Source organism: Actinoplanes derwentensis (assembly GCF_900104725.1).
In the GTDB taxonomy this organism is placed as follows: Bacteria; Actinomycetota; Actinomycetes; order Mycobacteriales; family Micromonosporaceae; genus Actinoplanes; species Actinoplanes derwentensis.
This window is the reverse complement of record NZ_LT629758.1, coordinates 8365322-8391363: the sequence shown is the minus strand read 5'-3', so window position 1 is coordinate 8391363 and position 26042 is coordinate 8365322. Positions and strand designations below refer to the sequence as shown.

23 protein-coding genes and 1 tRNA gene are annotated in these 26042 nt (G+C 69.2%); 5 read left to right on the top strand and 19 right to left on the bottom strand.

Features of this window, described 5'->3' with window-relative positions; genetic code table 11:
- Window positions 1–9: 9 nt before the first annotated feature.
- A complete protein-coding gene (locus tag BLU81_RS37435; protein ID WP_092552383.1) occupies window positions 10–540 on the bottom strand; it encodes a 2'-5' RNA ligase family protein in 531 nt (176 codons plus the stop codon).
- 5 nt (window positions 541–545) lie between these two features.
- Window positions 546–1571 carry a tryptophan--tRNA ligase gene (trpS, locus tag BLU81_RS37430; protein ID WP_092552380.1) on the bottom strand — a complete coding sequence of 342 codons (1026 nt, stop codon included), beginning with the start codon at window positions 1569–1571 and terminating at the stop codon, window positions 546–548.
- Between the two features lie 134 nt (window positions 1572–1705).
- On the opposite strand from trpS, the gene galE reads away from it, so the two are divergent.
- From galE to BLU81_RS37415, 3 genes are all read left to right on the top strand, one after another.
- A complete protein-coding gene (gene galE / locus BLU81_RS37425) occupies window positions 1706–2680 on the top strand; it encodes a UDP-glucose 4-epimerase GalE (RefSeq protein ID WP_092552377.1) in 975 nt (324 codons plus the stop codon).
- Window positions 2681–2735: 55 nt separating this feature from the next.
- Window positions 2736–3878 (top strand): galactokinase, encoded by a 1143-nt coding sequence (gene galK, locus BLU81_RS37420; RefSeq protein WP_092552375.1) that lies wholly within the window; start codon window positions 2736–2738, stop codon window positions 3876–3878.
- Between the two features lie 107 nt (window positions 3879–3985).
- Window positions 3986–4780 carry an ATP-binding protein gene (locus BLU81_RS37415; RefSeq protein WP_092552372.1) on the top strand — a complete coding sequence of 265 codons (795 nt, stop codon included), beginning with the start codon at window positions 3986–3988 and terminating at the stop codon, window positions 4778–4780.
- Here the strand turns inward: BLU81_RS37415 and cysN are convergent.
- The 9 genes from cysN to BLU81_RS37370 all read right to left on the bottom strand — a co-directional run bounded on the left by cysN (window position 4777) and on the right by BLU81_RS37370 (window position 14151).
- Complete coding sequence (gene cysN / locus BLU81_RS37410; RefSeq protein WP_092552369.1) at window positions 4777–6075, bottom strand: sulfate adenylyltransferase subunit CysN; 1299 nt, start codon at window positions 6073–6075, stop codon at window positions 4777–4779. The two genes, BLU81_RS37415 and cysN, sit on opposite strands and share 4 nt — an antisense overlap.
- Window positions 6075–6986 carry a sulfate adenylyltransferase subunit CysD gene (gene cysD / locus BLU81_RS37405; RefSeq protein ID WP_092552366.1) on the bottom strand — a complete coding sequence of 304 codons (912 nt, stop codon included), beginning with the start codon at window positions 6984–6986 and terminating at the stop codon, window positions 6075–6077. The genes cysN and cysD overlap by 1 nt, the downstream gene beginning before the upstream one ends.
- 49 nt (window positions 6987–7035) lie before the next feature.
- Window positions 7036–7917 (bottom strand): 3'(2'),5'-bisphosphate nucleotidase CysQ, encoded by an 882-nt coding sequence (locus tag BLU81_RS37400; RefSeq protein ID WP_231954870.1) that lies wholly within the window; start codon window positions 7915–7917, stop codon window positions 7036–7038.
- Window positions 7918–7975: 58 nt separating this feature from the next.
- Complete coding sequence (locus BLU81_RS37395) at window positions 7976–9733, bottom strand: sugar transferase (RefSeq protein ID WP_092552360.1); 1758 nt, start codon at window positions 9731–9733, stop codon at window positions 7976–7978.
- Window positions 9734–9826: 93 nt separating this feature from the next.
- On the bottom strand, window positions 9827–10414 hold the full coding sequence (pth, locus tag BLU81_RS37390) for an aminoacyl-tRNA hydrolase (protein ID WP_092552357.1): 588 nt from the start codon (window positions 10412–10414) through the stop codon (window positions 9827–9829).
- An 83-nt stretch (window positions 10415–10497) separates the two neighbouring features.
- Window positions 10498–11100: a 50S ribosomal protein L25/general stress protein Ctc gene (locus tag BLU81_RS37385; RefSeq protein WP_092552354.1), complete on the bottom strand. Its 603-nt coding sequence runs from the start codon at window positions 11098–11100 to the stop codon at window positions 10498–10500.
- A gap of 360 nt (window positions 11101–11460) precedes the next feature.
- A complete protein-coding gene (locus tag BLU81_RS37380) occupies window positions 11461–12441 on the bottom strand; it encodes a ribose-phosphate diphosphokinase (protein ID WP_092552351.1) in 981 nt (326 codons plus the stop codon).
- A 111-nt stretch (window positions 12442–12552) separates the two neighbouring features.
- Window positions 12553–13995 (bottom strand): bifunctional UDP-N-acetylglucosamine diphosphorylase/glucosamine-1-phosphate N-acetyltransferase GlmU, encoded by a 1443-nt coding sequence (gene glmU, locus BLU81_RS37375; RefSeq protein ID WP_092552348.1) that lies wholly within the window; start codon window positions 13993–13995, stop codon window positions 12553–12555.
- An 84-nt stretch (window positions 13996–14079) separates the two neighbouring features.
- Window positions 14080–14151: transfer RNA gene (locus tag BLU81_RS37370), tRNA-Gln, on the bottom strand.
- A gap of 155 nt (window positions 14152–14306) precedes the next feature.
- On the opposite strand from BLU81_RS37370, the gene BLU81_RS37365 reads away from it, so the two are divergent.
- Entirely contained in the window at window positions 14307–14912 is a 606-nt protein-coding gene (locus BLU81_RS37365; protein WP_092558189.1) for a TetR/AcrR family transcriptional regulator, read from the top strand.
- A 22-nt stretch (window positions 14913–14934) separates the two neighbouring features.
- Here BLU81_RS37365 and BLU81_RS37360 read toward each other — a convergent pair whose 3' ends face one another.
- From BLU81_RS37360 to BLU81_RS37340, 5 genes are all read right to left on the bottom strand, one after another.
- Entirely contained in the window at window positions 14935–15396 is a 462-nt protein-coding gene (locus tag BLU81_RS37360) for a DUF4383 domain-containing protein (RefSeq protein ID WP_092552345.1), read from the bottom strand.
- Between the two features lie 78 nt (window positions 15397–15474).
- Window positions 15475–17274: an ABC-F family ATP-binding cassette domain-containing protein gene (locus BLU81_RS37355; RefSeq protein ID WP_092558187.1), complete on the bottom strand. Its 1800-nt coding sequence runs from the start codon at window positions 17272–17274 to the stop codon at window positions 15475–15477.
- A gap of 8 nt (window positions 17275–17282) precedes the next feature.
- Complete coding sequence (locus BLU81_RS37350; protein WP_092552342.1) at window positions 17283–18230, bottom strand: 4-(cytidine 5'-diphospho)-2-C-methyl-D-erythritol kinase; 948 nt, start codon at window positions 18228–18230, stop codon at window positions 17283–17285.
- A gap of 43 nt (window positions 18231–18273) precedes the next feature.
- Complete coding sequence (gene rsmA, locus BLU81_RS37345; RefSeq protein ID WP_092552339.1) at window positions 18274–19236, bottom strand: 16S rRNA (adenine(1518)-N(6)/adenine(1519)-N(6))-dimethyltransferase RsmA; 963 nt, start codon at window positions 19234–19236, stop codon at window positions 18274–18276.
- Between the two features lie 52 nt (window positions 19237–19288).
- Complete coding sequence (locus BLU81_RS37340) at window positions 19289–20185, bottom strand: TatD family hydrolase (RefSeq protein WP_231953703.1); 897 nt, start codon at window positions 20183–20185, stop codon at window positions 19289–19291.
- A gap of 70 nt (window positions 20186–20255) precedes the next feature.
- Between BLU81_RS37340 and BLU81_RS37335 the strand changes: the two genes are divergently transcribed.
- On the top strand, window positions 20256–21290 hold the full coding sequence (locus tag BLU81_RS37335; protein WP_092552333.1) for a hypothetical protein: 1035 nt from the start codon (window positions 20256–20258) through the stop codon (window positions 21288–21290).
- On the opposite strand, the gene BLU81_RS37330 is transcribed toward BLU81_RS37335, so the two are convergent.
- The 3 genes from BLU81_RS37330 to metG all read right to left on the bottom strand — a co-directional run bounded on the left by BLU81_RS37330 (window position 21287) and on the right by metG (window position 26002).
- A complete protein-coding gene (locus BLU81_RS37330; RefSeq protein WP_157751966.1) occupies window positions 21287–22528 on the bottom strand; it encodes a PKD domain-containing protein in 1242 nt (413 codons plus the stop codon). The two genes, BLU81_RS37335 and BLU81_RS37330, sit on opposite strands and share 4 nt — an antisense overlap.
- A gap of 161 nt (window positions 22529–22689) precedes the next feature.
- On the bottom strand, window positions 22690–23976 hold the full coding sequence (locus BLU81_RS37325) for a PKD domain-containing protein (RefSeq protein ID WP_157751965.1): 1287 nt from the start codon (window positions 23974–23976) through the stop codon (window positions 22690–22692).
- Window positions 23977–24196: 220 nt separating this feature from the next.
- Window positions 24197–26002 carry a methionine--tRNA ligase gene (gene metG / locus BLU81_RS37315; protein WP_092552321.1) on the bottom strand — a complete coding sequence of 602 codons (1806 nt, stop codon included), beginning with the start codon at window positions 26000–26002 and terminating at the stop codon, window positions 24197–24199.
- Window positions 26003–26042: the final 40 nt, after the last annotated feature.

Sequence of the window (26042 nt, the reverse complement as noted above, 5' to 3'; positions counted from 1 at the left end):
TCGGACACGTCAGGTCCCCAGTGGGAAGTCCCGGCGCGGTCGCCACGGTCCTTCACCACCGTGCGAGAACAGGGTGAAGGAGGAGACCTCGAACCGGGCCGAGAAACCGGCCAGATCCTCGAAGGCCGCGTCCAGCGCGGTGGCCGGCACGTCCTGCGCGATCGTCACGTGCGGATGGTACGGGAAGCGGGTGTCCCGGTGGATGTCCTCGGACCGGGTGATCGCCTCGGCCAGCAGCTCACACTCGCTGATCCCCTGCGCCAGGGTCACGAACACCACCTCGGTGATCGGCCGGAACGTGCCGGTCCCCCGCAGGTGGATGGTGAACGGCTGCTGGGCCGACGCGAGCGCCTCGAGATGTTTCTCGATGGCCGGCAGCGCGTCGGCCGCCACCTCGGTGGGCCCGAGGAGGGTGACGTGCGCCGGCGTGTAGGCGGCCTGTGGATCACCGGCGTCGGCACGACGACGGGTGAGCACCGAGCCCCAGGGTTCGGGGATGTCGATGGCCAGGCCGATGCGGGTGACGTCCGGGTGGGACATCGCGCTCAGGCTCCGCGGGCGGGGCTGAGGAAACCCACGTTCCGGTACGCCTCGGCGAGAGTGGCCGCGGAGACCGCCCGGGCCTTCTCAGCCCCGATCGCCAGCACCTTGTCGAGTTGAGCCGGGTCGTCCAGGTAGAGCTTGGTGCGCTCCTGGATCGGCTTGACGAACTCGACAAGCACCTCGGCCAGGTCCTTCTTCAGGTCGCCGTAACCACGACCGTCGTACGCCTCGACCAGGTCGTCGAGGGTCCGGTCGGTGAGCGCCGCGTAGATGCTCAGCAGGTTGCTGACACCCGGCTTGTTCTCCTCGTCGTAGAGGACCTCGCGCCCGGTGTCGGTGACCGCCGACTTGATCTTCTTGGCCGAGCGGGCCGGGGTCTCCAGCAGCTCGATGATGCCGTTCGGCGAGGAGGCCGATTTCGACATCTTGATCGCCGGGTCCTGCAGGTCGAGGATCTTCCCGGTGTCCTTCACGATGTACGCCGAAGGGACGGTGAAGGTCTTGCCGAACCGGGTGTTGAACCGCTGCGCCAGGTCGCGGGTCAGCTCCAGGTGCTGCCGCTGGTCCTCGCCGACCGGGACCTGATCGGCCTGGTAGAGCAGGATGTCGGCGGCCTGCAGGATCGGGTAGGTGAACAGCCCGACCGAGGTGCTGTCCTGCCCGGCCTTGGCCGACTTGTCCTTGAACTGCACCATCCGGCTGGCCTCGCCGAACCCGGTGATGCAGCTCAGCACCCAGCCGAGCTGCGCGTGCTCGGGCACGTGCGACTGCACGAAGAGAGTGCAGCGCTCCGGGTCGAGGCCGGCGGCCAGCAACTGAGCGGCGGAAATCCGGCTCCGGGTGCGCAGAACTGCCGGATCATGACCCATGGTGATCGCGTGCAGGTCGACCACGCAGTAGAACGCGTCATGCGTGTCCTGCAGCGACACCCAGTTGCGCACGGCACCCAGGTAGTTGCCGAGGTGGAAGGAGTCGGCGGTCGGCTGGATGCCGGAAAGCACACGCGGGCGGCGGGCAACGTCGGACATGGCCGCCATTGTGTCAGCCCCGGTCCGTGATCCGCGAATCCCCTACCCGGTCGCGCTAATGTTCGAACCTGTTGACCTATGAGCGTTTCTGGGGAATTCTAGGATCTCTGGGACCAGAGAGAAGGGCCTGAGCCGTGAAATTGCTCGTCACCGGCGGTGCCGGCTATATCGGCAGCGTGACCAGCAGGCTGTTGCTGGACGCGGGCCACGAAGTGGTCGTGCTGGACAATCTGCGCACCGGATTCCGGGAGGCCATCGCTCCGGACGCCACCTTCGTCGAGGGCGACATCGCCGACGCCGACCGGGTGCTGACCCCGGACGCCGGCTTCGACGCCGTCCTGCACTTCGCCGGGCTGATCGCGGCCGGTGAGTCGATGGCCAGACCCGAGCTCTACTGGCACGAGAACGTGGTGAAGTCGCTGGCCCTGCTCGACGCGATCCGCGCCGCCGAGGTGCCCCGGGTGATCTTCTCGTCCACTGCGGCGGTCTACGGCAACCCCGTCGAGCTGCCCATCACCGAGTCCGCGATCAAGGCCCCGACCAGCACGTACGGGTCCACCAAGCTGACCTTCGACCTGGCCCTGACCTCCGAGGCGTTCGCCCACGGGCTCGCTGCGGTGTCGCTGCGCTACTTCAACGTGGCCGGTGCCTACATCGCCGGTGATCACGAGATCGGTGAGCGGCACGACCCGGAGACCCACCTGATCCCGATCACCCTGCAGGTGGCCGCGGGCAAGCGGGAGAAACTGCAGCTCTTCGGCGACGACTACCCCACCGTCGACGGCACCTGCGTGCGCGACTACATCCACGTCGAGGACCTGGCGCGGGCCCACCTGCTGGCGCTGGGCGCGACCGTCGCCGGCGAGCACCGGGTCTACAACCTGGGCAACGGCAACGGGTTCTCCAACAAACAGGTCGTCGAGGCGGCCCGCGAGGTCACCGGCGCCGAGATCCCGGTGGAGATCGCCGCCCGGCGCGACGGCGACCCGGCTACCCTGGTCGCCTCGTCCGACCGGGCCCGCGAGGACCTGGGCTGGGTTCCGGCCAAGAACACCTTGCAGGACATGATCGGTGACGCCTGGACCTTCTACCGGAAGCATGTGGCATGAGCGACTGCACCGCAGCGAAGCAAGGGCCGGGAGTTCATGCCCAGAAAGGCACAGCATGAGCATCATTTCAGCCGCTCAGGCGGCATTCACCGAGGCCTACGGGACCGAGCCGGCCGGGCTCTGGGCGGCTCCCGGGCGGGTCAACCTGATCGGTGAGCACACCGACTACAACGACGGGTTCGTGCTGCCCTTCGCCCTGCCGCAGCGCACCATCGCGGCCGTCGGCCCCGCTCCGGACGGCCAGTGGTCGGTCTGTTCGACGCTGGCACCCGATCCGGTCACGTTCGGTGTCACCGAGCCGGGTGCGGTGACCGGCTGGGGGGCCTACGTCGCCGGGATCGTCTGGGCGCTGCAGGACGCCGGCTTCGAGGTTCCGCCGGTCCGCATCGCGCTCGCCTCCGACGTGCCGCTCGGCTCCGGGCTGTCCTCCTCGGCCGCCCTGGAGTCGGCGGTACTCACCGCCCTGATCGACCTGGGCGGGCTGGACGTGCCCCTGGAACGGCGGCCGGCCATCGCGCAGCGGGCCGAGAACGTCTACGTCGGAGCGCCCACCGGCATCCTCGACCAATCCGCCTCGATCCGCTGTCAGGAGGGCCGGGCGCTGTTCCTGGACTGCCGCAGCTACCAGATCGAGCAGATCCCGTTCGACCTGGACGGGCAGGGCCTGGCCATCCTGGTGATCAACAGCAACGCCCCGCACCAGCACGTCGACGGCGAGTACGGCGCACGCCGCAAGAGCTGTGAGGCCGCCGCCGAGGCGCTGGGTGTGAAGGCGCTGCGCGACGTCGCCACCGCCGACCTGGCCGGCGCCCTGGAGAAACTCGGCGACGACGTGCTGCGCCGCCGGGCCCGGCACATCATCACCGAGAACCAGCGGGTGCTGGACACCGTCGAACTGCTGCGTGCGGGCCGGGTCCGGGAGATCGGCCCGCTGCTGACCGCCTCGCACGCCTCGATGCGCGACGACTTCGAGATCACCGTGGACCAGGTGGACACGGCCGTGCAGGCCGCGCTGGACGCCGGTGCCCACGGGGCCCGGATGACCGGCGGTGGGTTCGGTGGCTGTGTGCTGGCCCTGATCGACGCCGATCGGGCCGAGGCGACCGCGGCCGCCGTGGCCGACGCGTACCGAAAGAAGGAATTCTCCGCCCCCACCAGCTGGGTGGCGACCGCCGGACCGGGCGCGACCCGGCTCTGACGAGTGGCCGGCCACCCTCAACCGGGGGTGGCCGTCAGCCTTTCACCTGATCACCCACACGAGCGAGGGGCGAGGCTCACCGGACGGGCGGCGGATATCGTGGCCCCATGGGGGTAAGCCCACCGTATCTTCACGATGACACCGACCGAGGTGTCATCGTCAGCGTCGATGCCGACGACAACGCCGCGGTCTCGCTTCTCACGGTCCGCGGGCCGTGGGACGAGCAACTGCGCCTCAGTGTGGCCACCACGCTGCGACGATGCCTCACCGAGCACCCCGACGGCCTGATCGTGGACCTGACCGGCCTGACCGACCCGCACAGCGAGAGCACTCCCACCTGGATGACCGCCCGGCAGCTCGCGGCCGGGCTGGAGCCGCCGGTGCACCTGGCCATCTGCGTACCACCCGATCTGCCCCTCGCCGATCGCATGCAACGGCTGTGCGCCGGGCGGTACCTGCCGGTCTACGCCAAGGTGCGGCAGGCCCGGGTGGCGCTGGCCGGCCGGATCCCCGGTGACGAGCGGCTGAGCGCGACCCTGCGGCCGGAGACCGAGGCGCCGTGCGCGGCCCGCAACCTGGTCAGCGACGCCTGCCTGGCCTGGGGGCTGGTCCATCTGCTGCACCGGAGCCGGGCGGTGGTCTCCGAGTTGGTGACCAACGCTGTCGAGCACGCCGGCACCGAGATCCGGGTGGTGGTGAGCCGGCGCGGGTCCGGCCTGCACCTGACGGTCGCCGACGGCAATCCGCGGCTGCCCCGGGTGATGCGGCCGTCCCGTCCGCGCCCGGACCTGCCGCTCGACGAGCGGGGCCGCGGGCTGCGGACGGTTCAGGAGGCCGCCACCCTGTGGGGTGCCGTGCCGGCCGAGACCGGCAAGGTGGTGTGGGCGACGATCAGGCCCTAGCGGGCCTCGATGATCATTCCAGCGCCGACCGTACGGTTGGTGCTCTCGTCGATCAGGATGAACCCGCCGGTCGTGCGGTTCCGGCGGTACTCGTCGGCCAGCAACGGCACCGTGGTGCGCAGCTTGACCCGGCCGATCTCGTTGAGCTTCAGCTCGCCGGCCGAGTCGTCGCGGTGCAGCGTGTTCACGTCGAGGCGGTACTGCAGCCCGCGCACCACGGTCCGGGCGGTCCGGGTGGTGTGCTTGATCGCGTACTTGCCGCCGACCCGCAGCGGGGCCGTCTCGTCCATCCAGCAGATCATCGCCTCGATGTCCTGGGCGACGGCCGGCGCGTTGTTCGGCCGGCAGATCAGGTCACCGCGCGAGATGTCGATCTCGTCGTTCAGCCGGACCGTCACCGACATCGGCGGGAACGCCTCGGCGACCGGGCCGTCCGCCGTCTCGATCGCCGCGATCGTGCTGGTCAGGCCGGAGGGCAGGACCATCACGTCGTCGCCGGGCTTGAGGATGCCGGAGGCCACCTGACCGGCGTAACCCCGGTAGTCGGTGACCGTGGTGGACTGGGGGCGGATCACGTACTGCACCGGGAAGCGCACGTCGACCAGGTTCCGGTCGCTGGCGATGTGCACGTGCTCCAGGTGGTGCAGCAGGGACGGCCCCTCGTACCACGGGGTGTTCTCCGACCGGCTGGCGATGTTGTCGCCGTTGAGCGCGGAGATCGGGATGATCGTCAGGTCGGGCGCGTCGAGCTTGGCCGCGAACGAGGTGAACTCGTCGGCGATCCGCTCGAAGACCTGCTGGTCCCAGTCGACCAGATCCATCTTGTTCACGCAGAGCACCAGGTGCGGCACCCGCAGCAGACTGGTCAGGAAGGCGTGCCGCCGGGACTGCTCGACCAGGCCCTTACGGGCGTCGACCAGGATCAGCGCCAGATCCGCGGTGGATGCGCCGGTCACCATGTTCCGGGTGTACTGGATGTGACCCGGGGTGTCGGCGATGATGAACTTGCGCCGCGGCGTCGCGAAGTAGCGGTACGCCACGTCGATGGTGATGCCCTGCTCCCGCTCGGCACGCAGGCCGTCGGTGAGCAGAGCGAGGTTGGTGTACTCGTCACCCCGGGACGCGCTGGCCGCCTCGACGGCCTCCAGCTGGTCCTCGAAGATCGTCTTGGTGTCGAACAGCAGCCGGCCGATGAGCGTGGACTTGCCGTCGTCGACGCTGCCGGCGGTGGCGAACCGCAACAGGTCCATGCCGCGGGAGGAAGCGGCGTCAGGCTCGAGAACTGCCTGGCTCATCAGAAGTAACCCTCTCGCTTACGGTCTTCCATCGCGGCCTCGCTGACCCTGTCGTCCCCACGGGTCGCACCACGCTCGGTGATCCGGGTGGCGGCGACCTCGTCGATCACCTTCTGCACCGTGTCCGCCTCGGAGAGCACGGCCGCGGTCTGCGACGCGTCGCCGACCGTCCGGTACCGCACCCGGCGGACCTCGGAGGTCTCACCGTCCCGCAGCTTGATGAACTCGTTCACCGCGTAGAACATCCCGTTGCGCTCGACGACCTCACGGTCGTGGGCGTAGTAGATGCTCGGCAGCGGGATGTCCTCTTTGGCGATGTAGTGCCAGACGTCCAGCTCGGTCCAGTTGGAGAGCGGGAAGACCCGGATCGACTCGCCGGGGTGGTGCCGTCCGTTGTAGAGCGACCACAGCTCGGGCCGCTGGTTCTTCGGGTCCCACTGGCCGAAGTCGTCGCGGAAGCTGAACATCCGCTCCTTGGCGCGGGCCTTCTCCTCGTCCCGGCGGGCGCCGCCGAAGAGGGCATCGAACCGGTACTTCTCGACCGCGGCGAGCAGCACTGGGGTCTGGATCCGGTTGCGGGTGCCGTCCGGCAGCTCGCGCACCGAACCGGCGTCGATCGCCTCCTGCACGCTGGCGATCACCAGGTTCAGGCCGAGGGACGCGACCCGGCTGTCCCGGTATTCCAGCACCTCGCCGAAGTTGTGGCCGGTGTCGATGTGCATGACCGGGAACGGGATGCGCGCCGGCGCGAACGCCTTCTCCGCGAGGCGCAGCATCACGATCGAGTCCTTGCCGCCGGAGAAGAGCAGCACAGGGCGCTCGAACTCGGCCATGACCTCACGCATGACGAAGATGCTCTCCGCTTCGAGGGCATCCAGATGCGTTACGCGATAGGGCTTCGTCTGGCTCATGGATTCGGTCCCCAGACCTTTCTCCGGTGTCGGCCGGGCAGGGCAGACGTCATTGTGACGGAAGGTGCCTCTGTAGTGCAGCAAGCAACCGAGGAGCGAGATCTTTACGACAAACGACCAGGTCGGGTAACTTCGGATCGGCCCGGTTGTAGACCAGCGGAGTACCGTCGATCCGGCTCGCGTGCAGCCCGGTGGCCAGCGCCACCGCGACCGGGGCGGCGGAGTCCCACTCGTACTGCCCGCCCGCGTGCACGTAAGCGTCCGCCTCGCCGTTGATCACCGCGGCGATCTTGACTCCGGCCGAGCCCATCGGAACCAGCTCGGCACCGATCTCGGCGGCGAGCGCGGTGACGAAGGCCGGCGGCCGGGTCCGGCTGGCGGCGATCCGGATCGCCCCGCCGGTCGCCGACTCCAGCGGCATCGGGGGGTACGCCGGGGCGTGGTCGGTGGCGAGCGTGCAGTGCCGGGCCGGCATCGCCACCGCACCGGCGGTCAGCCGGGCCGGTGCCGACGAGTCGGCGGTCCAGAGCGCCACGTGCACGGCCCAGTCGTCCCGGCCCTCTTCGGAGAACTCGCGGGTCCCGTCCAGCGGGTCGACGATCCACACCCGGTTGGCGCCGAGCCGGTCCGAACGGCTACCACCCTCGGTCCGGTTCTCCTCTGTCCAGGCGACCCGGGACTGCTCGTCCTCCTCGGAGAGCACCGCGTCGGCCGGGCGCCACCGGGCCAGCTCGGCTCGCAGGAGTTCGTGAGCGGCCTGGTCCCCGGCGGCCTTGAGAGCCTTGCCGTCGTCGTGCCCGGTCTCGGCACGCACCTGGAGGAGCACCTGCCCGGCGCGGTCCGCGAGCCAGCGGGCGAAAGCGGAGTCGTTGACCGGCGGGGTGCCGCCCGCGAGTTCCTCCGGGCCGGGACGGCCCGATGGTCCCGCCATGCGTGCCGACGTCTTCGTCTGCTCGCCCATCGTCTCGCTCCTTCGCTCGTGACGTCCTCTAGTACGCCCCCGACGACCGCACCACCGCGGTCACCGTCCTGAGCAGGATCACCAGATCCAGGCTCAGCGACCAGTTCTCCACATAGCGCAGGTCCAGCCGGACCGCCTCCTCCCAGGAGAGGTCCGACCGCCCCGACACCTGCCAGAGCCCGGTCATCCCCGGTTTGACCGCCAGCCGGCGACGCACGTCGTCGACGTACGCGGCCGCCTCGGTGGGTAGCGGCGGTCTGGGGCCGACCAGCGACATCCGCCCCGACAGGACGTTGAGCAGCTGCGGCAGCTCATCCAGGGAGAACCGGCGCAACCAGCGCCCGACCGGGGTGACACGCGGGTCGTCGCGGATTTTGAAGAGCACACCGTCGTGCTCGTTGAGATGCCTCAGCTCGGCCAGCCGCGCCTCGGCGTCGATGTACATACTGCGGAATTTGAAGATCCGGAACAAACGGCCATCGCGTCCCACACGTGTTTGGCGAAAGAGTACCGGGCCACGCGATGTCAGGCCCACGCAGAGCGCCACGGTCAGGAGCACCGGACCGAAAAGGATCAGAAGGAGAAGTGCGCCGACCCGGTCGACCAGCTCTTTCACCAGGCGTGATCCACCGTGTAGCCGGGGATGCTCGACATGCAGCATCGGCAGGCCGTCGAACGGGCGGATCGTGGTGCGCGCCCCGGCGACGTCGACCAGTGCGCTGGCCACCACCAGGTCCACCTCGTCGCGCTCCAGCCGCCAGGCCAGCCGCCGCACCGCCGCACCGTCCAGCTCCGGGCAGCTCAACACGACCACCGTGTCGGCCTCGGCCTGTTCGACCGCGCTCGCCACGTCGTCGAAGGTGCCGTACACCGGTAGGTCGGTGAGCCCGACCCCGTCGGCCTGCGGCGGCAGGCAGGCGCCCACCACCTCCAAGCCGTGGTAACGCTCCCGGCGCAGTTGGCGGGCGATCCCGATCACCGAAAGCTCATGGCCGACGACGATCACCCGGCGCAGGCTCTCGCCGCGGGCCCGCGCCCAGTGCAGGCGCTTGCGCAGCGCGAACCGCAACACCACGATCGCGCCGATCGCCAACGGGAACGACACCAGGACATACGACCGGGCCAGATCCAGATTCAGGGCGTACGACACGACCGCGGCCCCGCCGATCAGGCCCGCACCGCCCCGGAGCACACGCTGGTACTCGTCCGAGCCGACGAAGAGATAGCGGCGCTCGTACGCCCGGCAGGCCACCAGCACCAACAGCAGAACCGCCGGCAGCAGCGCCGAGCAGACCAGATATGTGCGGTTGTACTCGGTGACCGTGTCGCCGAATCGGGTGATGAAAGTACCCGCGCCGGCCACCGACCCGGCCATCAGATCGGCGAGGACGAGCGCCCGCACATAGCGGCGCTCCCAATCCTGTCGCCGGGACATCGCCGCGTGCCGGCCCCGGGTCCGGACGAACGGCCGGTTCGCCGGGCGGGCCGCCGACGACCGGTTGCGCTGAGTCCCGGAGAGCCGCCCGGTGGCCTGATTACGGGCCGGATCGAACTCGCCGAGCACCGTCTGCGGCGGGATGTTCTCCACCCCGGCGGCCGGCACCGGGACCCGGCTGTTACGGCCACTGCGCCGGACAGTCGGCTGCTGTGGCCCCCGGTTGCCGGGCGGATGGTTCGCAGCGCCGTACCCGGGTGGCGGCTCGGTCCGGTCCGGACGGACCACCGGCAGGACCACCGTCGGGTCGGTAGACGCGTCCGCCCGGTCCTCGGACACGTCTTGCGACATCCTCGAACCTCCCGTCACGTCAGCCGTCGCACCGATTTCGTGCGTCCGAGTGACCAACGGACGGACGGCGGACGCGTCACGCCGAGGGACGGATCAGACCCCGTGATAGCGGTTCTGCGCCCATTCGACGCCGTGCGCAACGATTGCCTCCGTCACGTCGGCCGCCCGGTCGATCAGGAAGTCCAGCTCTTTACGCTCCGCCGCGGCGAAGTCCGAGAGCACGTAGTCGGCCGGTTCCTGCCGCCCCGGCGGACGGCCGATCCCGAACCGAACCCGCGCGTACTCCTTACTCGCCAGCGACTTGGACATCGAACGGAGCCCGTTGTGCCCGCCCTCGCCACCGCCCCGTTTGGCACGAACCTCACCGAACGGCACATCAAGCTCATCATGCACCGCGATCACATTGGCCACCGGGACTTTGAAGAACTGCGCCAGCGCCACCACGGGGGCACCGGACAGGTTCATGTAGGTCAGTGGCTTCAACAGGATCAGCTTCGGGCCGCCGAAACCCAGTCGGCCCTCGGCGACCTCGGTGGCCGCCCGCTTCGCCCGGCCGAACTTCCCGCCGGTCCGGGAGGCCAGCAGCTCGGCCACCATGAACCCCACGTTGTGCCGGTTACCGGCGTACTCCTTGCCCGGGTTGCCCAGGCCGACGATCAGCCACGGCGCCTCGTCGCTCACCTTTTCGCCTCCACATGCACATCAGGGAAAGTGCCGGACGGCACTTTCCCTGATATCTGGCTTACCGCTGCTGCGTGACTAAATTACTCCGCGGGAGCGGCGTCGGCCGCAGCCTCGTCCTCGACCGGAGCCTCGTTCGACTGGGCGGCGTTGATGACCGCGAGCACCGTCTCGGCGTCGACGGCGAGCTCGACACCCTCGGGGAGCTTGACGTCACCGGCGGTGACGTGCGAGCCCGCCTCGAGGCCCTCGATCGAAGCCTCCAGCTCGGACGGGAGGCGCAGCGCGTCGGCGACCACGGCGACCGTGTTCGACTCGTGCACGATCAGGGTGTTCTTGGCGGCCTCACCGGTCAGGGTGACCGTGATGTCGACCTGGATCTTCTCGCCGCGCTTCACGATCAGCAGGTCGATGTGCTCGAACGTGTCCTTGACCGGGTCACGCTGGATCGCCTTCGGCAGGGCCAGAGTGGCGGCCGAGTTGCCGGCGATGTCGATGGTGAAAATCTGGTTGATGCCGCCGTGGCGGATGGCGGCAGCGAACTCACGCGCGGGAAGGGCGATGTGCTGCGGCGCCTCGCCGTGGCCGTACAGCACGGCAGGCACGAGGCCGGCCCGGCGCGTGCGGCGAGCACCACCCTTGCCGAACTCGGTGCGGGGCTCTGCGCTGATCTTTACCTCGGACACGGGGAAACTCCTGAAACTCTTCGATGCGGGCTGCGGCTAAGTCTGCGGCTGCGGTATCCGGCAGTGCTGCGGTGGTCACCTTCGACGGCGCTTCTGCCTTCGTAGGCGACGGTGAATCGGGCGCTGCCGGGCAAGAGGGCGCGCTGGGCACAGGCCCGGAGCACCGCGTCGATGACGGCGCCTCGAGCGGACTGCGAACCTCAACAGCCCACGAAGCACCCTCGCCGTGGCAACCGTACTAGCTTACCTGCCACGATCGTGCATTGGTCAGCGGGTCCGCCCGGCTCGCGACGCCTGCGAAAAAACCACCCCACTGATGCAAGTTGCACCAGTGGGGTGGGTGTTACCAGAGGTCGCGGGTCAGCTCAGACCACCGAACAGGGTGGTCACCGAGCCGTCGTCGAACACCTCACGGATCGCCCGAGCCAGCAGCGGGGCGATCGAAAGCACAGTGATCTTGTCGAGCTGCTTCTCCGGGGCGAGCGGCAGCGTGTTCGTCACCACCAGCTCACTGATCCGGCTGTTCTTAAGGCGCTCGGTGGCCGGGTCGGAGAGCAGCGCGTGGGTGGAGGCCACGATCACGTCGGCCGCACCCTCCTGGTACAGGATGTCGGCGGCCTTGGCGATCGTGCCACCCGTGTCGATCATGTCGTCGACGATCAGGCAGACCCGGCCCTCGACCTCACCGACCACCCGGTTCGCCACCACCTGGTTCGGCTTCATCGGGTCGCGGGTCTTGTGGATGAAGGCCAGCGGGCAGCCACCCAGCCGGTCGGTCCAGCGCTCGGCCACCCGCACCCGGCCCGAGTCGGGGGCCACCACGGTCATCGGCCGGCCCGCGTACTTCTTCTGCACGTAGTCGGCGAGGATGTCCATCGCGAACAGGTGATCCACCGGGCCGTCGAAGAAGCCCTGGATCTGCGCGGTGTGCAGGTCGACCGTGAGGATCCGGTTGGCACCGGCCGTCTTCAGCAGGTCGGCTACCAGACGCGCGGAGATCGGCTCCCGGCCGCGGTGCTTCTTGTCCTGCCGCGAGTACGGATAGAACGGCAGCACCACGGTGATCCGCTTGGCCGACCCCCGCTTCAGTGCGTCGACCATGATCAGGGTCTCCATGACCCACCGGTTCACGCCCTCGGTGATCGACTGGACGACGAACGCGTCCGAGCCTCGCACCGAGTCTTTGAACCGGACGAATATCTCCCCGTTGGCGAACTCGTAGGAGTCCGACGGCGTCGGTGCCACGCCGAGCACCTGACCGATCTCCTCCGCCAGCTCGGGGAAACCCCGGCCGGAGAAAAGCATCAGACTCTTACGGTTCTCGGCGACGATGCTGCCCATCGGCTCGCTGCTCCCGTTGCTCAGGGGGTGGGTTCGCAGTGAAGTATCCCTTGCGGGAACGTAACCGCCACGTTTCGAGGCTCCCGGGTGGGATGCCTCACCCCCACTGGATCACTCCTGCTCAGGGGTGATATTTGCGGCTTTCGACGCGGCTTCCGCAGAAGCCGTTCCGGGACGCTTGCGGGCGACCCAGCCCTCGATGTTGCGCTGCTGCGCCCGGCTCACTCCGAGCTCACCCGCGCCGACGTTCTTCTGCACCGCGCTACCGGCCGCGACGTACGCCCCGGGGCCGATCTCGACCGGCGCGATCAGCACCGAGTCCGAGCCGACGAACGCCGCCTCGCCCACGGTCGTGTGGTGCTTCTTCACTCCGTCGTAGTTGGCGAAGATCGTGCCGGCGCCGATGTTGGCCTTCGCCCCGATCGTGGCGTCACCCACATAGGTCAGGTGCGGGACCTTGGCGCCGTCACCCAGTTCGGCGTTCTTCGCCTCGACGAAGCCGCCGATCTTCGACTTGCGGCCCAGCTTGGTGCCGGGACGGAGGTACGAGAACGGGCCCACGGTCGCCTGCGGCCCGACCAGCGCACCGATCGAGTGGGTCCGGAGCACGGTGGCGCCCTCGGCCACCGCGGTGTCGATCAGCGTGGTGTCCGGCCCGATCACCGCACCGGTCGCCACCGAGCTGGTGCCGAGGATCTGCGAATTCTGGTCGACGACCGCGTCCGGCTCCAGCGTGGCGGTCACGTCGATCCAGGTGGTCGCCGGGTCCAGCAGCAGCACCCCGGCGCGCATCCAGGCCTCGTTCACCCGGTCGCGCATCAGCACCCGCAGCTTCGCCAGCTCGGCCCGGTCGTTGCAGCCCAGCGTCTCGTAGGCGAACTCGGCCACCTCGATCGCCACCGGGTGCCCCTGGGAGGCCAAGATCCCGAAGACGTCGGTGAGGTACTCCTCGCCCTGCGCGTTGTCGGTGGAGAGCTTGCCCAGCGCCTCGCGCAGCAGCGCCGCGTCGAACACGTAGATCCCCGAGTTGATCTCCCGGATCCGCCGCTGCTCGTCGCTGGCGTCCTTGGCCTCGACGATCCGCTCCAGGTTGCCGTCAGCGCCCCGGATGATCCGGCCCAGCCCGCCGGGCACGTCCACCTCGGCACTCAGCACGGTCGCGGCGGCACCGGCCTTCTCGTGCGTGGCGAGCAGCGCCTCCACCGTCTCCGCGCGCAGCAGCGGCACGTCACCGCTGAGGACCACCACGGTGCCGGTCAGATCGGGAGTGGCGTCCAGCGCGATGCGCACCGCGTGCCCGGTCCCGTTCTGCTCGGCCTGCAGCACCGGAGTGGCGCCGGGCGCGACCTCGGCGACGAACGCGCCGATCTCGTCGGCCTTGTGCCCGACCACGACCACGGTGCGGTCGGCGCCGATCGCCGGCGCGACGGCCAGCACGTGCCCCAGAAGAGTGCGGCCGAGGAGCGGCTGCAACATCTTGGGCGTCGCGGATTTCATCCGCTTGCCCTCTCCGGCGGCAAGAACGACGACGGTACGGCTGGGGGCCTGGCTCACGCGGTATCTCCATCGATCGCATTGGCATCATGCGTGGGTGGTGTCATCTCCACCCACAGCCATCGGGGCTCACCACAAGAATTGCTCGGCCGCCAGGACTCGAACCCGGAATATCTGGACCAAAACCAGAGGTGTTGCCAATTACACCACGGCCGAATGTTGCTGGAGACAGACTAGCGCCCCGGTGCCCGATCGCGATAAGCGGTTGATGTCTGTCGGATGACGACACCCCCCGATGGCAGGATGGCCGGGTGACGGAGAAGGGCGACAGCAGCGAAAAGCAATGGCGGACGGCCGCGCCGCGGGTCCGGATGCCGGCTGCTCAGCGCCGCGAGCAGCTGATCACAGTCGGCCGCCAGCTCTTCGCCGAACGGGGGTTCGACGCCACCAGTGTCGAGGAGGTCGCGGCCCGGGCGAAAGTGTCCAAACCGGTGGTCTACGAGCACTTCGGCGGCAAGGAAGGCCTCTACGCAGTGGTCATCGACCGTGAGGTGCGGGCCCTGCTGGACCGGATAACCACCGCGCTGACCGCGGGCCACCCGCGGGAGTTGCTGGAACAGGCGGCGCTGGCGCTGCTGGACTACATCGACGAGGAGCCGCACGGCTTCCAGGTGCTGACCCGCAACTCGCCGCTGCTGTCCGCGTCGGGCAGCTTCTCCAGTGTCATGAACGACGTGGCGCACCAGGTGGAACACATCCTCGGCGCCGAGTTCAAGAGCCGAGGGCTGGACCCGAAGTTCGCCGAGCTCTACTCACAGGCGCTGGTCGGGATGGTGGCACTGGTCGGGCAATGGTGGCGGGAGGCGCGCAAACCACCGAAGAAGGAGATGGTCGCCGCCCAGCTCGTCAACCTGGCCTGGAACGGACTGTCCCACCTGGAACCGAAGCCGGGGCTGCAGACCCGCCGGGTCCGCTGAACGGACCCGGCGATCGGCGGTCTCAGGCGGTCCGGCCCTCGCGGACCTGGCGCGGCGCGCCGGCCTTCGACTGGGGGGCGGACTTGCTGTACAGGCTGACCGTGATCAGCAGCAGGCCGGCCAGGTAGGTGGCGATCACCGTGGACATCGTGAAACCGAAGAAGTTCACCTCGTCGGTGCGCAGCACGCACAGCGAGAAGGAGCCGAGGACCAGCAGGCCCCAGCCCAGGAACTGATCGATGCGGACGTCCAGGTTGCGGCCGATCGCGGTGCCGAGCAGGACGATGCCACCGACCGCCAGCACGATGATCGACCACAGCAGATTGCTGCCCTGGCCGAGCGCCTGTCCGCCGGGCCCGCTGAAAGGCTCACCGGACGTCGCGATGAACCCGATGAGCCCGAACGCCACCAGGTAGGCGCCGGTGACGAATCCGACGATCCGGTAGATCGGCCGAAGCGGGTGATTGACCGGGGTGTGCGCCATGGTTCCGTCTCCAAGGTCAGGTGTCTTCGTGCAGATTCTCGCGTATCCCCGACAAGCGGCGCAGGCACACCCCCCGGATCAGCTTTCGGACACCTGTTCCGCGAGCAGCAGCCAGGATTCCTCGGTGTCGGATATCTCCTGCTTGACCGCCTTGAGCTGAGCCTCCAGCTCGACGATCTTGCCGTAGTCGCTGCCGTGTGCCGCCAAGCTCTCGTTGATCTTGGCTTCCTTCTCGGTCAGCTTGGTCATCTGCCGTTCCAGCTTCGCCAGATCCTTCTTGGCCTGGCGGAACTCACCGGAGGACAGACCGGGCGCGGCCGGCGCCGCTTCCGAGCCACCCCTGGCTGGTACGACCGGGGCACCCGGCGTGGTCACCCGAGCCAGATATTCGTCGATGCCACCGGGAAGGTGCACCATCCGGCCGTCACCGAACATGCCGAACACCTTGTCGGTGACCCGCTCCACCAGGTATCGGTCGTGACTGGCCACCACCATCGTGCCCGGCCACGAGTCCAGCAGGTCCTCCAGCGAGGCCAGGGTGTCGGTGTCCAGGTCGTTGGTGGGCTCGTCGAGCAGCAGCACGTTGGGCTCGGTGGCGAGCAGCCGCAGCATCTGCAGCCGCCGGCGCTCACCGCCGGACAGGTCACTGACCGGGGTCCAGATCCGCTTGTCGGTGAAACCGAACACCTCGGCGAGCTGACCGGCCGAGAGCTCCCGGTCGCCGAGCTTGACCCGCTTGGCGACCTCCTCCACCGCCTCCAGCAGGCGCAGGTGGCCGGGCAGCTCCTTCAGCTCCTGGGAGAGGAACGCCGCCTTGACCGTCGAACCGGTGACCAGCCGGCCGCCGTCCGGGGTGGTGACCCCGGCCAGCAGGCGCAGCAGCGTGGTCTTGCCGGCGCCGTTGGCACCCAGGATCGCGATCCGGTCACCCGGGCCGACCTGCCACGTCAGATCCTGGAAGATCGGTTTCGGACCGGCTTTCAGGTCGATCCGCTCCAGGTCGTAGACCTGCTTGCCGAGCCGGGTGGTGGCCAGCCGTTGCAGGCTGACCTGGTCACGCACCGGCGGGACGTCGGCGATCAGCTCGTTCGCCGCGTCGATCCGGAACTTCGGCTTCGACGTCCGGGCCGGCGGGCCCCGGCGCAGCCAGGCGATCTCTTTCCGCAGCAGGTTCTGCCGGCGGGCCTCGATCGAGGCGGCGACCCGCTGGCGCTCGGCACGAGCCAGGATCCAGGCGGCGTAACCACCGTCGTAGCTGTGCACCTCCTCGTCCACGACCTCCCAGGTCGAGGTGCAGACCTCGTCCAGGAACCAGCGGTCGTGAGTGACCACGAGCAGCGCGCCGCGCCGGGTCACCAGGTGCTTGGCCAGCCAGTCGACACCGGCGACGTCCAGATGGTTGGTGGGCTCGTCGAGGATCAGCAGGTCGCTCTCCCGGACCAGCAGAGCGGCCAGGGCGACCCGGCGGCGCTCACCACCGGACATCGGCCCGACCGGCGTCTCCAGCCCGAGATAGCCCATGCCGAGACCGTCGAGAATGGTGCGCACCCCGGAGTCACCGGCCCACTCGTGCTCGGCGCCCATGCCCTGCGGCAGCCAGGCGGTGCCGAGCACGACGTCCCGGACGGTCGCCTCACCGGCCAGTGTCAGGGACTGTGGCAGCGACGCGACGCGCAGGTCACGACGATGCGTGACCCGGCCGGAGTCGGGTTCCTCAGTCTTGGCGAGCATGCGGAGAAGGGTCGATTTACCTGCGCCGTTGAGACCCACGATCCCGATGCGGGCGTCGTCGTCCAGCCCGAGAGAAACGTCGGTGAGCAGCTGACCGGCAGCTCCATAACCCTTGCTGACCCGGTCCAGGTTGATGATGTTGGCCACGATGGGTTCTAGATTACCCGCGCGCCCGGCTGCGGTCCCCGGGCGGTGACCACGGTCCGGCACACCTGCGCCGCGGTCAGGCCGGCCGCCACCTCTTGCGCGTGCGCCGCGTCGGCCGTCAGGAAGACGACCGTCGGGCCGGAACCGGAGACCAGACCGGTGATCGCACCCGCCTCGTGACCCGCTTTCAGCACGTCGGCCAGCTGCGGGCGCAGCGAGAGCGCGGCCGGCTGGAGGTCGTTGCCGAGCGCGGCACCGAGCACCTCCGGGTCACGCTGGCGCAGCGCGGTCATCAGCCGGTCCGGGCCGTCCAGCGGGGCAGGTGGCCAGGAGTCGTCGCGCAGCCGGTCCAGCTCGCGATAGACCGCCGGGGTGGACAGGCCCTCATCGGCGATCGCCACCACCCAGTGCCAGGTGGTCGGCCGGGCCAGGATCGGGCTGACCGTCTCGCCGTGGCCGGTGCCCAGAGCAGTGCCGCCGTGCAGCAGGAACGGGATGTCCGAACCCAGGTCGGCGCCCACCTCGGCCAGGTCGTCACGGGACATGCCGAGACCCCACAGCAGGTCACAGGCGATCAGGGTGGCTGCCGCGTCGGCACTGCCGCCGGCCAGGCCACCGGCCAGCGGGATGCTCTTGCGCAGGTGCAGCCGGGCGTAGGCGGGCACCCGGCCGCGGGTGGCCAGCGCCCGGGCGGCCCGGATGATCAGGTTCGACTCGTCGAGCGCCAGCTCGCCGGTGCCCTCACCCTCCATGGTCAGCGCAAGGGTGTCCCCGCGCCGGGCGGTGAGCTCGTCGAAGAGGCTGATCGCGTGGTAGACGGTGTTCAGCTCGTGAAAGCCGTCCGGCCGCAGCGGGCCCACCCCGAGGTGCAGGTTGATCTTCGCCGGGACGCGCACCTTGACCGGGCCACGGTGCGGGCGGGGCTCGTCGTCGCCCGGTCCCCAAGCCTCCGTCACGGAGTGATGTCCCGGATCGGCAGCTCGATCTCGAACGGCGCGGTCATGAACTCATCTCCTCGGGCTGCACGTCGGACCGGGTGAGCTTACCGCCGTACCCCAGTTGTCTCGCTGCCGCGGCGATCGCGACGAACTCGCCGACGGTGAGCGCCTCGCCTCTCGCCTGCGGGCTCACCCCGGCCGCACGCAGCACCGACTCCGCTTTGTCCGGGCCACCGGCCCAGCCGGCCAGCGCGGCCCGCAACGTCTTGCGCCGCTGGGCGAACGCCGCGTCCACCACTGCGAACACGTCGGCGCGGGCGGCACCGGCCGGTGCTTCCCGCCGGGTGAACGCGACCAGGCCGGAATCCACGTTGGGCACCGGCCAGAACACCGCGGGCGGCACCTTCCCGGCCGAGCGCGCCTGGGCGTACCAGGCCAGTTTGACCGAGGGCACGCCGTACACCTTCGAACCGGGCCCGGCGATGAGCCGGTCGGCGACCTCCTTCTGCACCATCACCAGGCCGCCGCGCAGCGAGGGCAGCCCGGCCAGCAGGTTCAGGACCACCGGGACCGCGACGTTGTACGGCAAGTTCGCCACCAGCATCGTCGGCGCCGGATCGAACAGCTCGGCGGTCACCCGCAGCGCGTCGGCCAGGTGCACGGTCAGGTGCGGGACGGCGACCGTCTCCGGCAGGGCCTTCGCCAGCGTCGGGTCGATCTCCACGGCGTGCACGTGACGCACCGCCCCGGCCAGGCCCAGCGTCAGCGAACCGAGACCCGGCCCGACCTCCAGGGCCACGTCGTCCGGGCGCAGGCCGGCCGCGGTGACGATGCGCCGGATGGTGTTCGGGTCGTGCAGGAAGTTCTGGCCGAGCTTCTTGGTCGGCGTGACGCCGAGACGGGCGGCCAGTTCCCGGATCTCCGCCGGGCCGAGCAGCGAACCCTTTTCACCGGGACGGGGCCGGACCGGCCCGTCGTCGACGGGCTCGTCACCCGGTTGAAAATGGTTCAGCACATCCGCCATGCCGAGAGCCTACGGTGACACGCCGACACCTGTTCGGTAAGGGATGGCTGGGCTACGCCCAGCTACCGAAGACCGCGTCGCCGTTGGCGGAGATCGTGGCGCAGAGCGTGTCCAGGTCGGTGCCGGAGGCGGTGGCCAGTGCCCGCATGGTCAGCGGCACCAGGTAGGACGCGTTGGGCCGGCCCCGGTACGGCGTGGGCGTCAGGTAGGGCGCGTCGGTCTCCACCATCATCTGCGCGGGCGGGGTGATCGCGGCCGCCTCGCGCAGGTTGACCGCGCTGGCGAAGGTCACCGTGCCGGCGAAGCTCAGGAAATAGCCACGGCGCACACACTCGGCGGCGAACTCGGCATCACCGGAGAAGCAGTGCAGCACCACCCGGTCCGGCGCGCCCTCCTCGTCGAGCACCCGCAGCACATCGGCGTGCGCCTGGCGGTCGTGGATGATCAGCGCCTTGGAGTACCGCTTGGCGATGGCGATGTGGGCCCGGAAACTCTGCTCCTGCGCGGCCCGGCCGTCCTCGCCGGTCCGGAAGGTGTCCAGCCCGGTCTCCCCGATGCCCCGCACTCGGGGCCGGGCCGCCTGCGCCTCGATCACCCGCAGCGCCTCGTCCAGGTCGTCGAGCCGCGGCGCCTCGTTGGGGTGCAGGGCCACCGCGGCCAGCACCGAGCCGTGCCGCTCGGCCAGGTCGGCGCCCCAGACCGAGGAGGTGACGTCCACTCCCACCTGGACGAGCCGGTCCACGCCGCTCTTGGCTGCGGCGGCGATGAGCGCCTCGACCGGGTCACCGGCGCCGTCGCCAGGCACGCCCGCCTCCTGAACCGTCAGGTCGAGGTGGGTGTGGCTGTCGAAGACCGGGACCGCTAGCGGCTCGGGCGCCGGCGGGAACTCCCCGGATCGACGGGAGTCCTTCGTGCGGCGCGACGCCGATGGGGTAGACATGTGAGACATTGTGCACGGCGTGTTTTTCGGTAACCGCGTGTTCACCCGGGGTCCACCACGGTCGTTTAGGTTGCGCCGCGTGACCGTGACCGGCGAGGACAGTGAGATAGGTGCCGACCCGCTCGACCCACCGCTGACGGCCCCGCTGCGCCGTGACCTGAACTGGCATCAGGTGCAGTCGATGAGTCAGTCGGCGGGGTACCGGGAGGATCCGGTGCTACACGCGATCCGGGCCACCGCGGCGATCCGCCGGGGCACCCGGATGACCAAGATCCTCTCCCCGGCCCAGGTCGCCGGGCATCTCGGCGGCTGGCTGCCGTACGGATTCTGCTACCGCTCCTGCGACATCGCCCACCTGCGCGAACCTCAGGATCTGGCCCTGTTGCGCACCGACGGCGCGACCGACGGTCAGGTGTCGTTCGCGCTGCGCTGGCGGGCTGTCGATCCGCTGGACTACGAGATCCCGGCGGCTCCGGCCCATCCGGGGCTGGCCGCGCTGCCGGGGCATTCCCGGGTCGGCGCGATGGTGCTCGGCACCGGTTTCACCCCGAGTGCCGACGATCTGATCCCGGAGTACGTGACGGCCGGCTTCGCGGATCTGCCGCTGACGGCGAACGCACAGATCCTGGCGTCCGTGCCGGGCGGCGACGAGGTCGTCCTCTACACGTACCAGCCGGAACAGCACGGCTGGCTGCGGCTGGCCGGACCGCGCTGGCGGAGTCTGCTCGGCGAGATCCCCGGTGGCAGCCCGGATCGGGAGTACGTCCCGTGCACCGCCTCCGGCACGGCCCGGCTGGTCGGCCGGATCGACGACAACGAGTACGAGGCGGTCGCCGATCCGCCCGGCGAGTTCCGGGTGCGGGCGCTGACCCGGGCCGCCCGCTATCCGGTGCAGACCCTGAGCCGCCGGGCCGAGCAGGCCCGCTGGCGAGGTGCCGACTGCTGGGTGCTGCAGCGTGACGAGACGTGGGCCCGGCTGCGGCTGCTCCACCCGGACGCCGACACGATCAGCGCGACCGGCGCCCGGTGTTACGAGCGGGGCATCTACGAGTCGTGGGCGGCGGTCGACGAACTGTCCGACCACCACATCGCCGACATCGGTTACCAGATCTAACTTCGGGTCAGGGCGGCCTGGCGGGACTTCTGAGTGAGGTTGTCGGCCCAGTCGTAGGTCCAGGCGTACACCAGGAACTGTCCCTTGGTGGCTCCGGCGGGCACCTTCATCGACCACTTGCCCTTGCTCGCCGTGACCCGGACGCCATCCTTCGCGCAGTAGTCCCAGAACTGGGCGTCGGTGGTGTAGCGCTTCCATTTGCGAGCCGGGGTGAGGCAGTAGAACCTACCGGCGCTGGTGGAACGGGCGACGGTCAGCCAGACGTACGGCGCACCGGAGCCCTTGTCGGCGACGGTTCCCCGGACCGTCTTCCACGACGCGATCCGGCTCGGTGCCGACGGCTTGGTGATCGTCAGGCTGGGCCGGGTCCGGTCGGCGAGGACGTTGATCCGCCCGACGCCCTGGTAGGCACTCCAGCCGTTGGCATTGCCGAACGAGATCCGCACCGTCTGGGTGCCGCTGATCCGGGTGCTGGTGCCCGGCTTGTAGAGGATGTCGTTGGTGAACGCGCCCTTGCGGGCGGTGTACTGCACGGTCTTGCCGTTGCTCCAGTCGATCAGGATCCGGGTGGCCCCGGACGGCACCGCCGGCACGTTCACCGAGAACGGCACACCCTGATAGACCTTGGTACGGCTGAGCGCCCACTTACCGGCCGGAGTGGTCACCCGCACCGTCTTGGCGGTGATGCTCGACCGGTTGCCGGCCCGGTCGGTGAGAACCACGGTGACCGGATAGGAGCCGACCCGGCCGTACTGCTTGGTGGCCGCAGTGGTCCCAGCCGGCAGCGGCGTGGTGCTGCCGTCGCCCCAGTTGATCACCCGGCTGACGGTGTCCGTACTGAACTCACCGGCGCGCTGTTCGAAGCGGACCTGCTGCCCCAGCCAGAGTCCGGTGGCGTTGAGCCGGAAAGTGCCGGTCGGCGGTGTGACGTCGCCGGGGACGGCACTCGGCGAGCCGCTCGACGACCCGGGTGATCCGCTGCTGGGTCCGTTGCTGGGCTCGGGACTCGGCGCGCTGCTCGACGGGCTCGCACTCGGCTCGGTCTGCTCAGGGTCCGGCGCGGTCGACGTGTCGCCCGACTCGCTCGGCTCGGCGGAGTCGCTCGGTTCGCCGGACTCGTCGGCGCGGAGATTCATGTGCGTGGAGACCGCAGCGGCCGGGGTGGTGGACACGACGCCGGCGGCCACCACCACACCACTGAGCGCGGCAGCCATCAGTGCGGCGAGGCGTGGTTTCAACGGGGCTCCTTCGCGGGTGGATCACACGACGAAACACCCACGTCTCCCCGCGGTTTCGGCGAAGGTACCCGAGGTCAGCGGCATGATCAATCCTGCGGACGGCGATGCCCGCCGAGCCATCGGGCTCGGCGGGCATCGAACGAAGGACCTAGGTCCGCGGTTCAGTTCCTGGTGATCGTGGCCTCGCGGGACTTGTCGCGGTAGAGGTCCGCGTTGTCGTACACCCACGCGTCGACGAGGATCATCTGGTTCTTGGTGATGCCGGCGGGGATGGTCACCGACCACTTACCCTTGACGATCTTGGCCGGGACGCCCGCGCTGTAGCAGTAGTTCCAGACGTCGGTGTCGGAGTAGACACGCTTCCACTTCTTGGCCTTCGTCAGGCAGTAGTACTTGCCGGTCGAAGTCGCCCGCTGCACGGTCATGTAGACGTAGGAGACGCCGGAGCCCTTGTCCGAGGCAGTTCCCTTGATGGTCTTCCAGGAGCTGGCCTTGTTCGCCGCTGACGGCTTCGTGATCGTCAGCGCCGGCCGCGAGGAGTCCTTCAGCACGTTGAGGGTGCCGACGCCCTGGTTGACGCTGTAACCCTTGGCGTTGTACCAGGAGATCTTGATGGCCCGCTTACCGGCGATCTTGCCACCGACACGGACGTACTCGCCCTGGGCCGCGTCCCACTTCCACTGGTAGAGCACCCGGCCGGTGATGGCGGCACCGTTCTTGGCCTTGTGCAGCGAGGCCCAGCCGTCACTCCAGTCGATCCGGAAGTAGGTCGCCCCCGCCGGAATCTTCTTGGTCGTGATGGTGAACGGCTGACCGTGGTAGACGGTCTTCTTGCTCAGGGTCACCGTGCCGGTCGCGGTGGTCACCGCGACGGTCTTGGCCGGGGTGACGAGGCGGTTGCCCGCCGGGTCGGTGACGGTGACGACGACCTTGAAAGACCCCTTGCGGGAGTACGTCTTCCGAACGGTCGTGGTGCTCGCCGCGAGCGGGGTCGTCGTGCCGTCACCCCAGTTCACCACCCGGGAGAGCTTCGCGGTCGCGTCGGTCGGGTCGGCCAGGTCGGCAGCCGTCTGCGTGAACGTGACGACCTGGCCGAGCCAGACCGCCGTGTAGTTCAGCTTGAAGTTGGCCTTGGTCGGGCCCTTGGTGTCCTTGTCCGGACTCGGGCTCGAACTCGGGCTGATGCTCACACTCGGCGACGGCGCGGCGGACGACTCGCTCGGCGACGGCGACGGGGAGGCGGACTCCGACTCGGACTCACTCACCGACGGCGAGGGGGACGACGACTCGGACTCGGACTCGCTGGGCGACGGGGAGGCCGACTCGGACTCGGAAACGGCCGGGGACGGGTCCTCAGCAAGGGCCGGCGAGCCGTAGACCGCGCCGCCGGCGACGATCGCGCCACCGACCAGTGCAGCCAGCGCCGGCCGGATGAGACGTGATTTCAAGGAGACTCCTTCGAACAGTGGGAGCCACACGAAGAACCAGCGCCGTTACGAACCGGTACCGATGAAACGCCCCCGTTCCCCCGTGGCGCAGTGACGATACCCGATCCACACACGACCATCAATCCCTTAAACGATCACCGGAAGTGATCGCCGCCACATCGACGACGATGCCCGCCGGCGCAGTACGCGCCGACGGGCATCGGTGGAACGAAACAACAGGTCAGGACTCGTCGCCGCCCAGCCGGGCCAGCTCTTCCTCCACTACCGACGGATCGAGCTTGCGGAAGATCGGCGTCGGCGTCGCCAGCGGAGTCCCGGCCACCAGCGGCACCGACTCCCAACGAGCACCCACTGTGTAGTCACCGGTGAGCACCGGGTAACCGGGGCCGCCGTCCAGATCCTCGACCTCCTCGATCCGCGGCATCGGGGCGTGCACGCCCTCACCGCCGAGCAGCTCGAAGACCTTCTGCGCGGAGTGCGGCAGGAACGGGGTCAGCAGCGTGTTGGCGTCGCTGATCACCTGTAGCGCCACGTGCAGGACGGTCGCCTGCCGCGGCTTGTCCTCATCGGACTTCAGCTTCCACGGGGCCTGCTCGGACAGGTATTTGTTCGCCTCGGCGACCACCCGCATCGCCTCGCCGATCGCCGCCTTCTGCCGGTGCTTGCCGATCAGCTCGCCGACCGTGGTGAACCCGGTCTTCGCCGCTTCCAGCACGGCGAGGTCCTCCGGCGTGAACTCGCCGGCCGCGGGGATCACGCCGAAGTTCTTCGCCGCCATCGAGACCGAACGGTTGACCAGGTTGCCCCAGCCCGCCACCAGCTCGTCGTTGTTGCGCCGGACGAACTCGGCCCAGGTGAAGTCGGTGTCGTTGGACTCCGGACCGGCCGCCGCGATGAAGTAGCGCAGGGCGTCCGCGTCGTAGCGCTCCAGGAAGTCACGCACGTAGATGACCACCCGGCGGGACGAGGAGAACTTCTTGCCCTCCATCGTCAGGTACTCACTGGAGACCACCTCGGTCGGCAGGTTCAGCTTGCCGAACTCACCGGCCTGACCGCCCTTGTCGCCCGCACCGGAGTAGCCGAGCAGCAGCGCCGGCCAGATCACCGAGTGGAAGACGATGTTGTCCTTGCCCATGAAGTAGTAACCGAGCGCGTCCTTGCCCTGCGAGTCGGCCGACCACCACTGCCGCCAGGCCTCCGGGTCGCCGGAGCGGCGGGCCCACTCGATCGACGCCGACAGGTAACCGATGACCGCGTCGAACCAGACGTAGATCCGCTTGTCGTTGCGGTCCCGCCAGCCGTCCAGCGGGATCGGCACGCCCCACTCCAGGTCGCGGGTGATGGCCCGGGGCTGGAGGTCGTCGAGCAGGTTGCGGGAGAACTTCAGGACGTTGGGCCGCCAGTTCTCCCGGTGGTCCAGCCAGCCGCCGATCGCCTCGGCGAACGCCGGCAGGTCGAGGAAGAAGTGCTCGGTCTCGACGAACTTCGGGGTCTCCCCGTTGATCCGGGACCGCGGGTTGACCAGCTGCTCCGGGTCGAGCTGGTTGCCACAGTTGTCGCACTGGTCGCCGCGGGCGCCGTCGTAGCCACAGATCGGGCAGGTGCCCTCGATGTAACGGTCCGGCAGGGTGCGGCCGGTGGACGGGGAGATCGCGCCCAGGGTGGTGCGGGCGACGATGTAGCCGTTGCGGTGCAGCCCCTCGAACAGCTCCTGGACGATCGCGTAGTGGTTACGGGTCGTCGTGCGGGTGAACAGGTCGTAGGAGAGGCCGAGACCGTGCAGGTCCTCGACGATCACCCGGTTGTAGCGGTCGGCGAGCTCACGCGGGGTGACTCCGTCGGCGTCGGCCTGCACCTGGATCGGGGTGCCGTGCTCGTCGGTGCCGGACACCATGAGCACGTCGTGGCCGGACATCCGCATGAACCGGCTGAAAACGTCGGAGGGCACCCCGAAGCCGGAGACATGACCGATGTGGCGCGGGCCGTTGGCGTAGGGCCAGGCGACCGCGGCGAGAACGTGACTCATGGAAACCAAGCGTAGTGACCCCCCGGTGCGATCCGCGAAC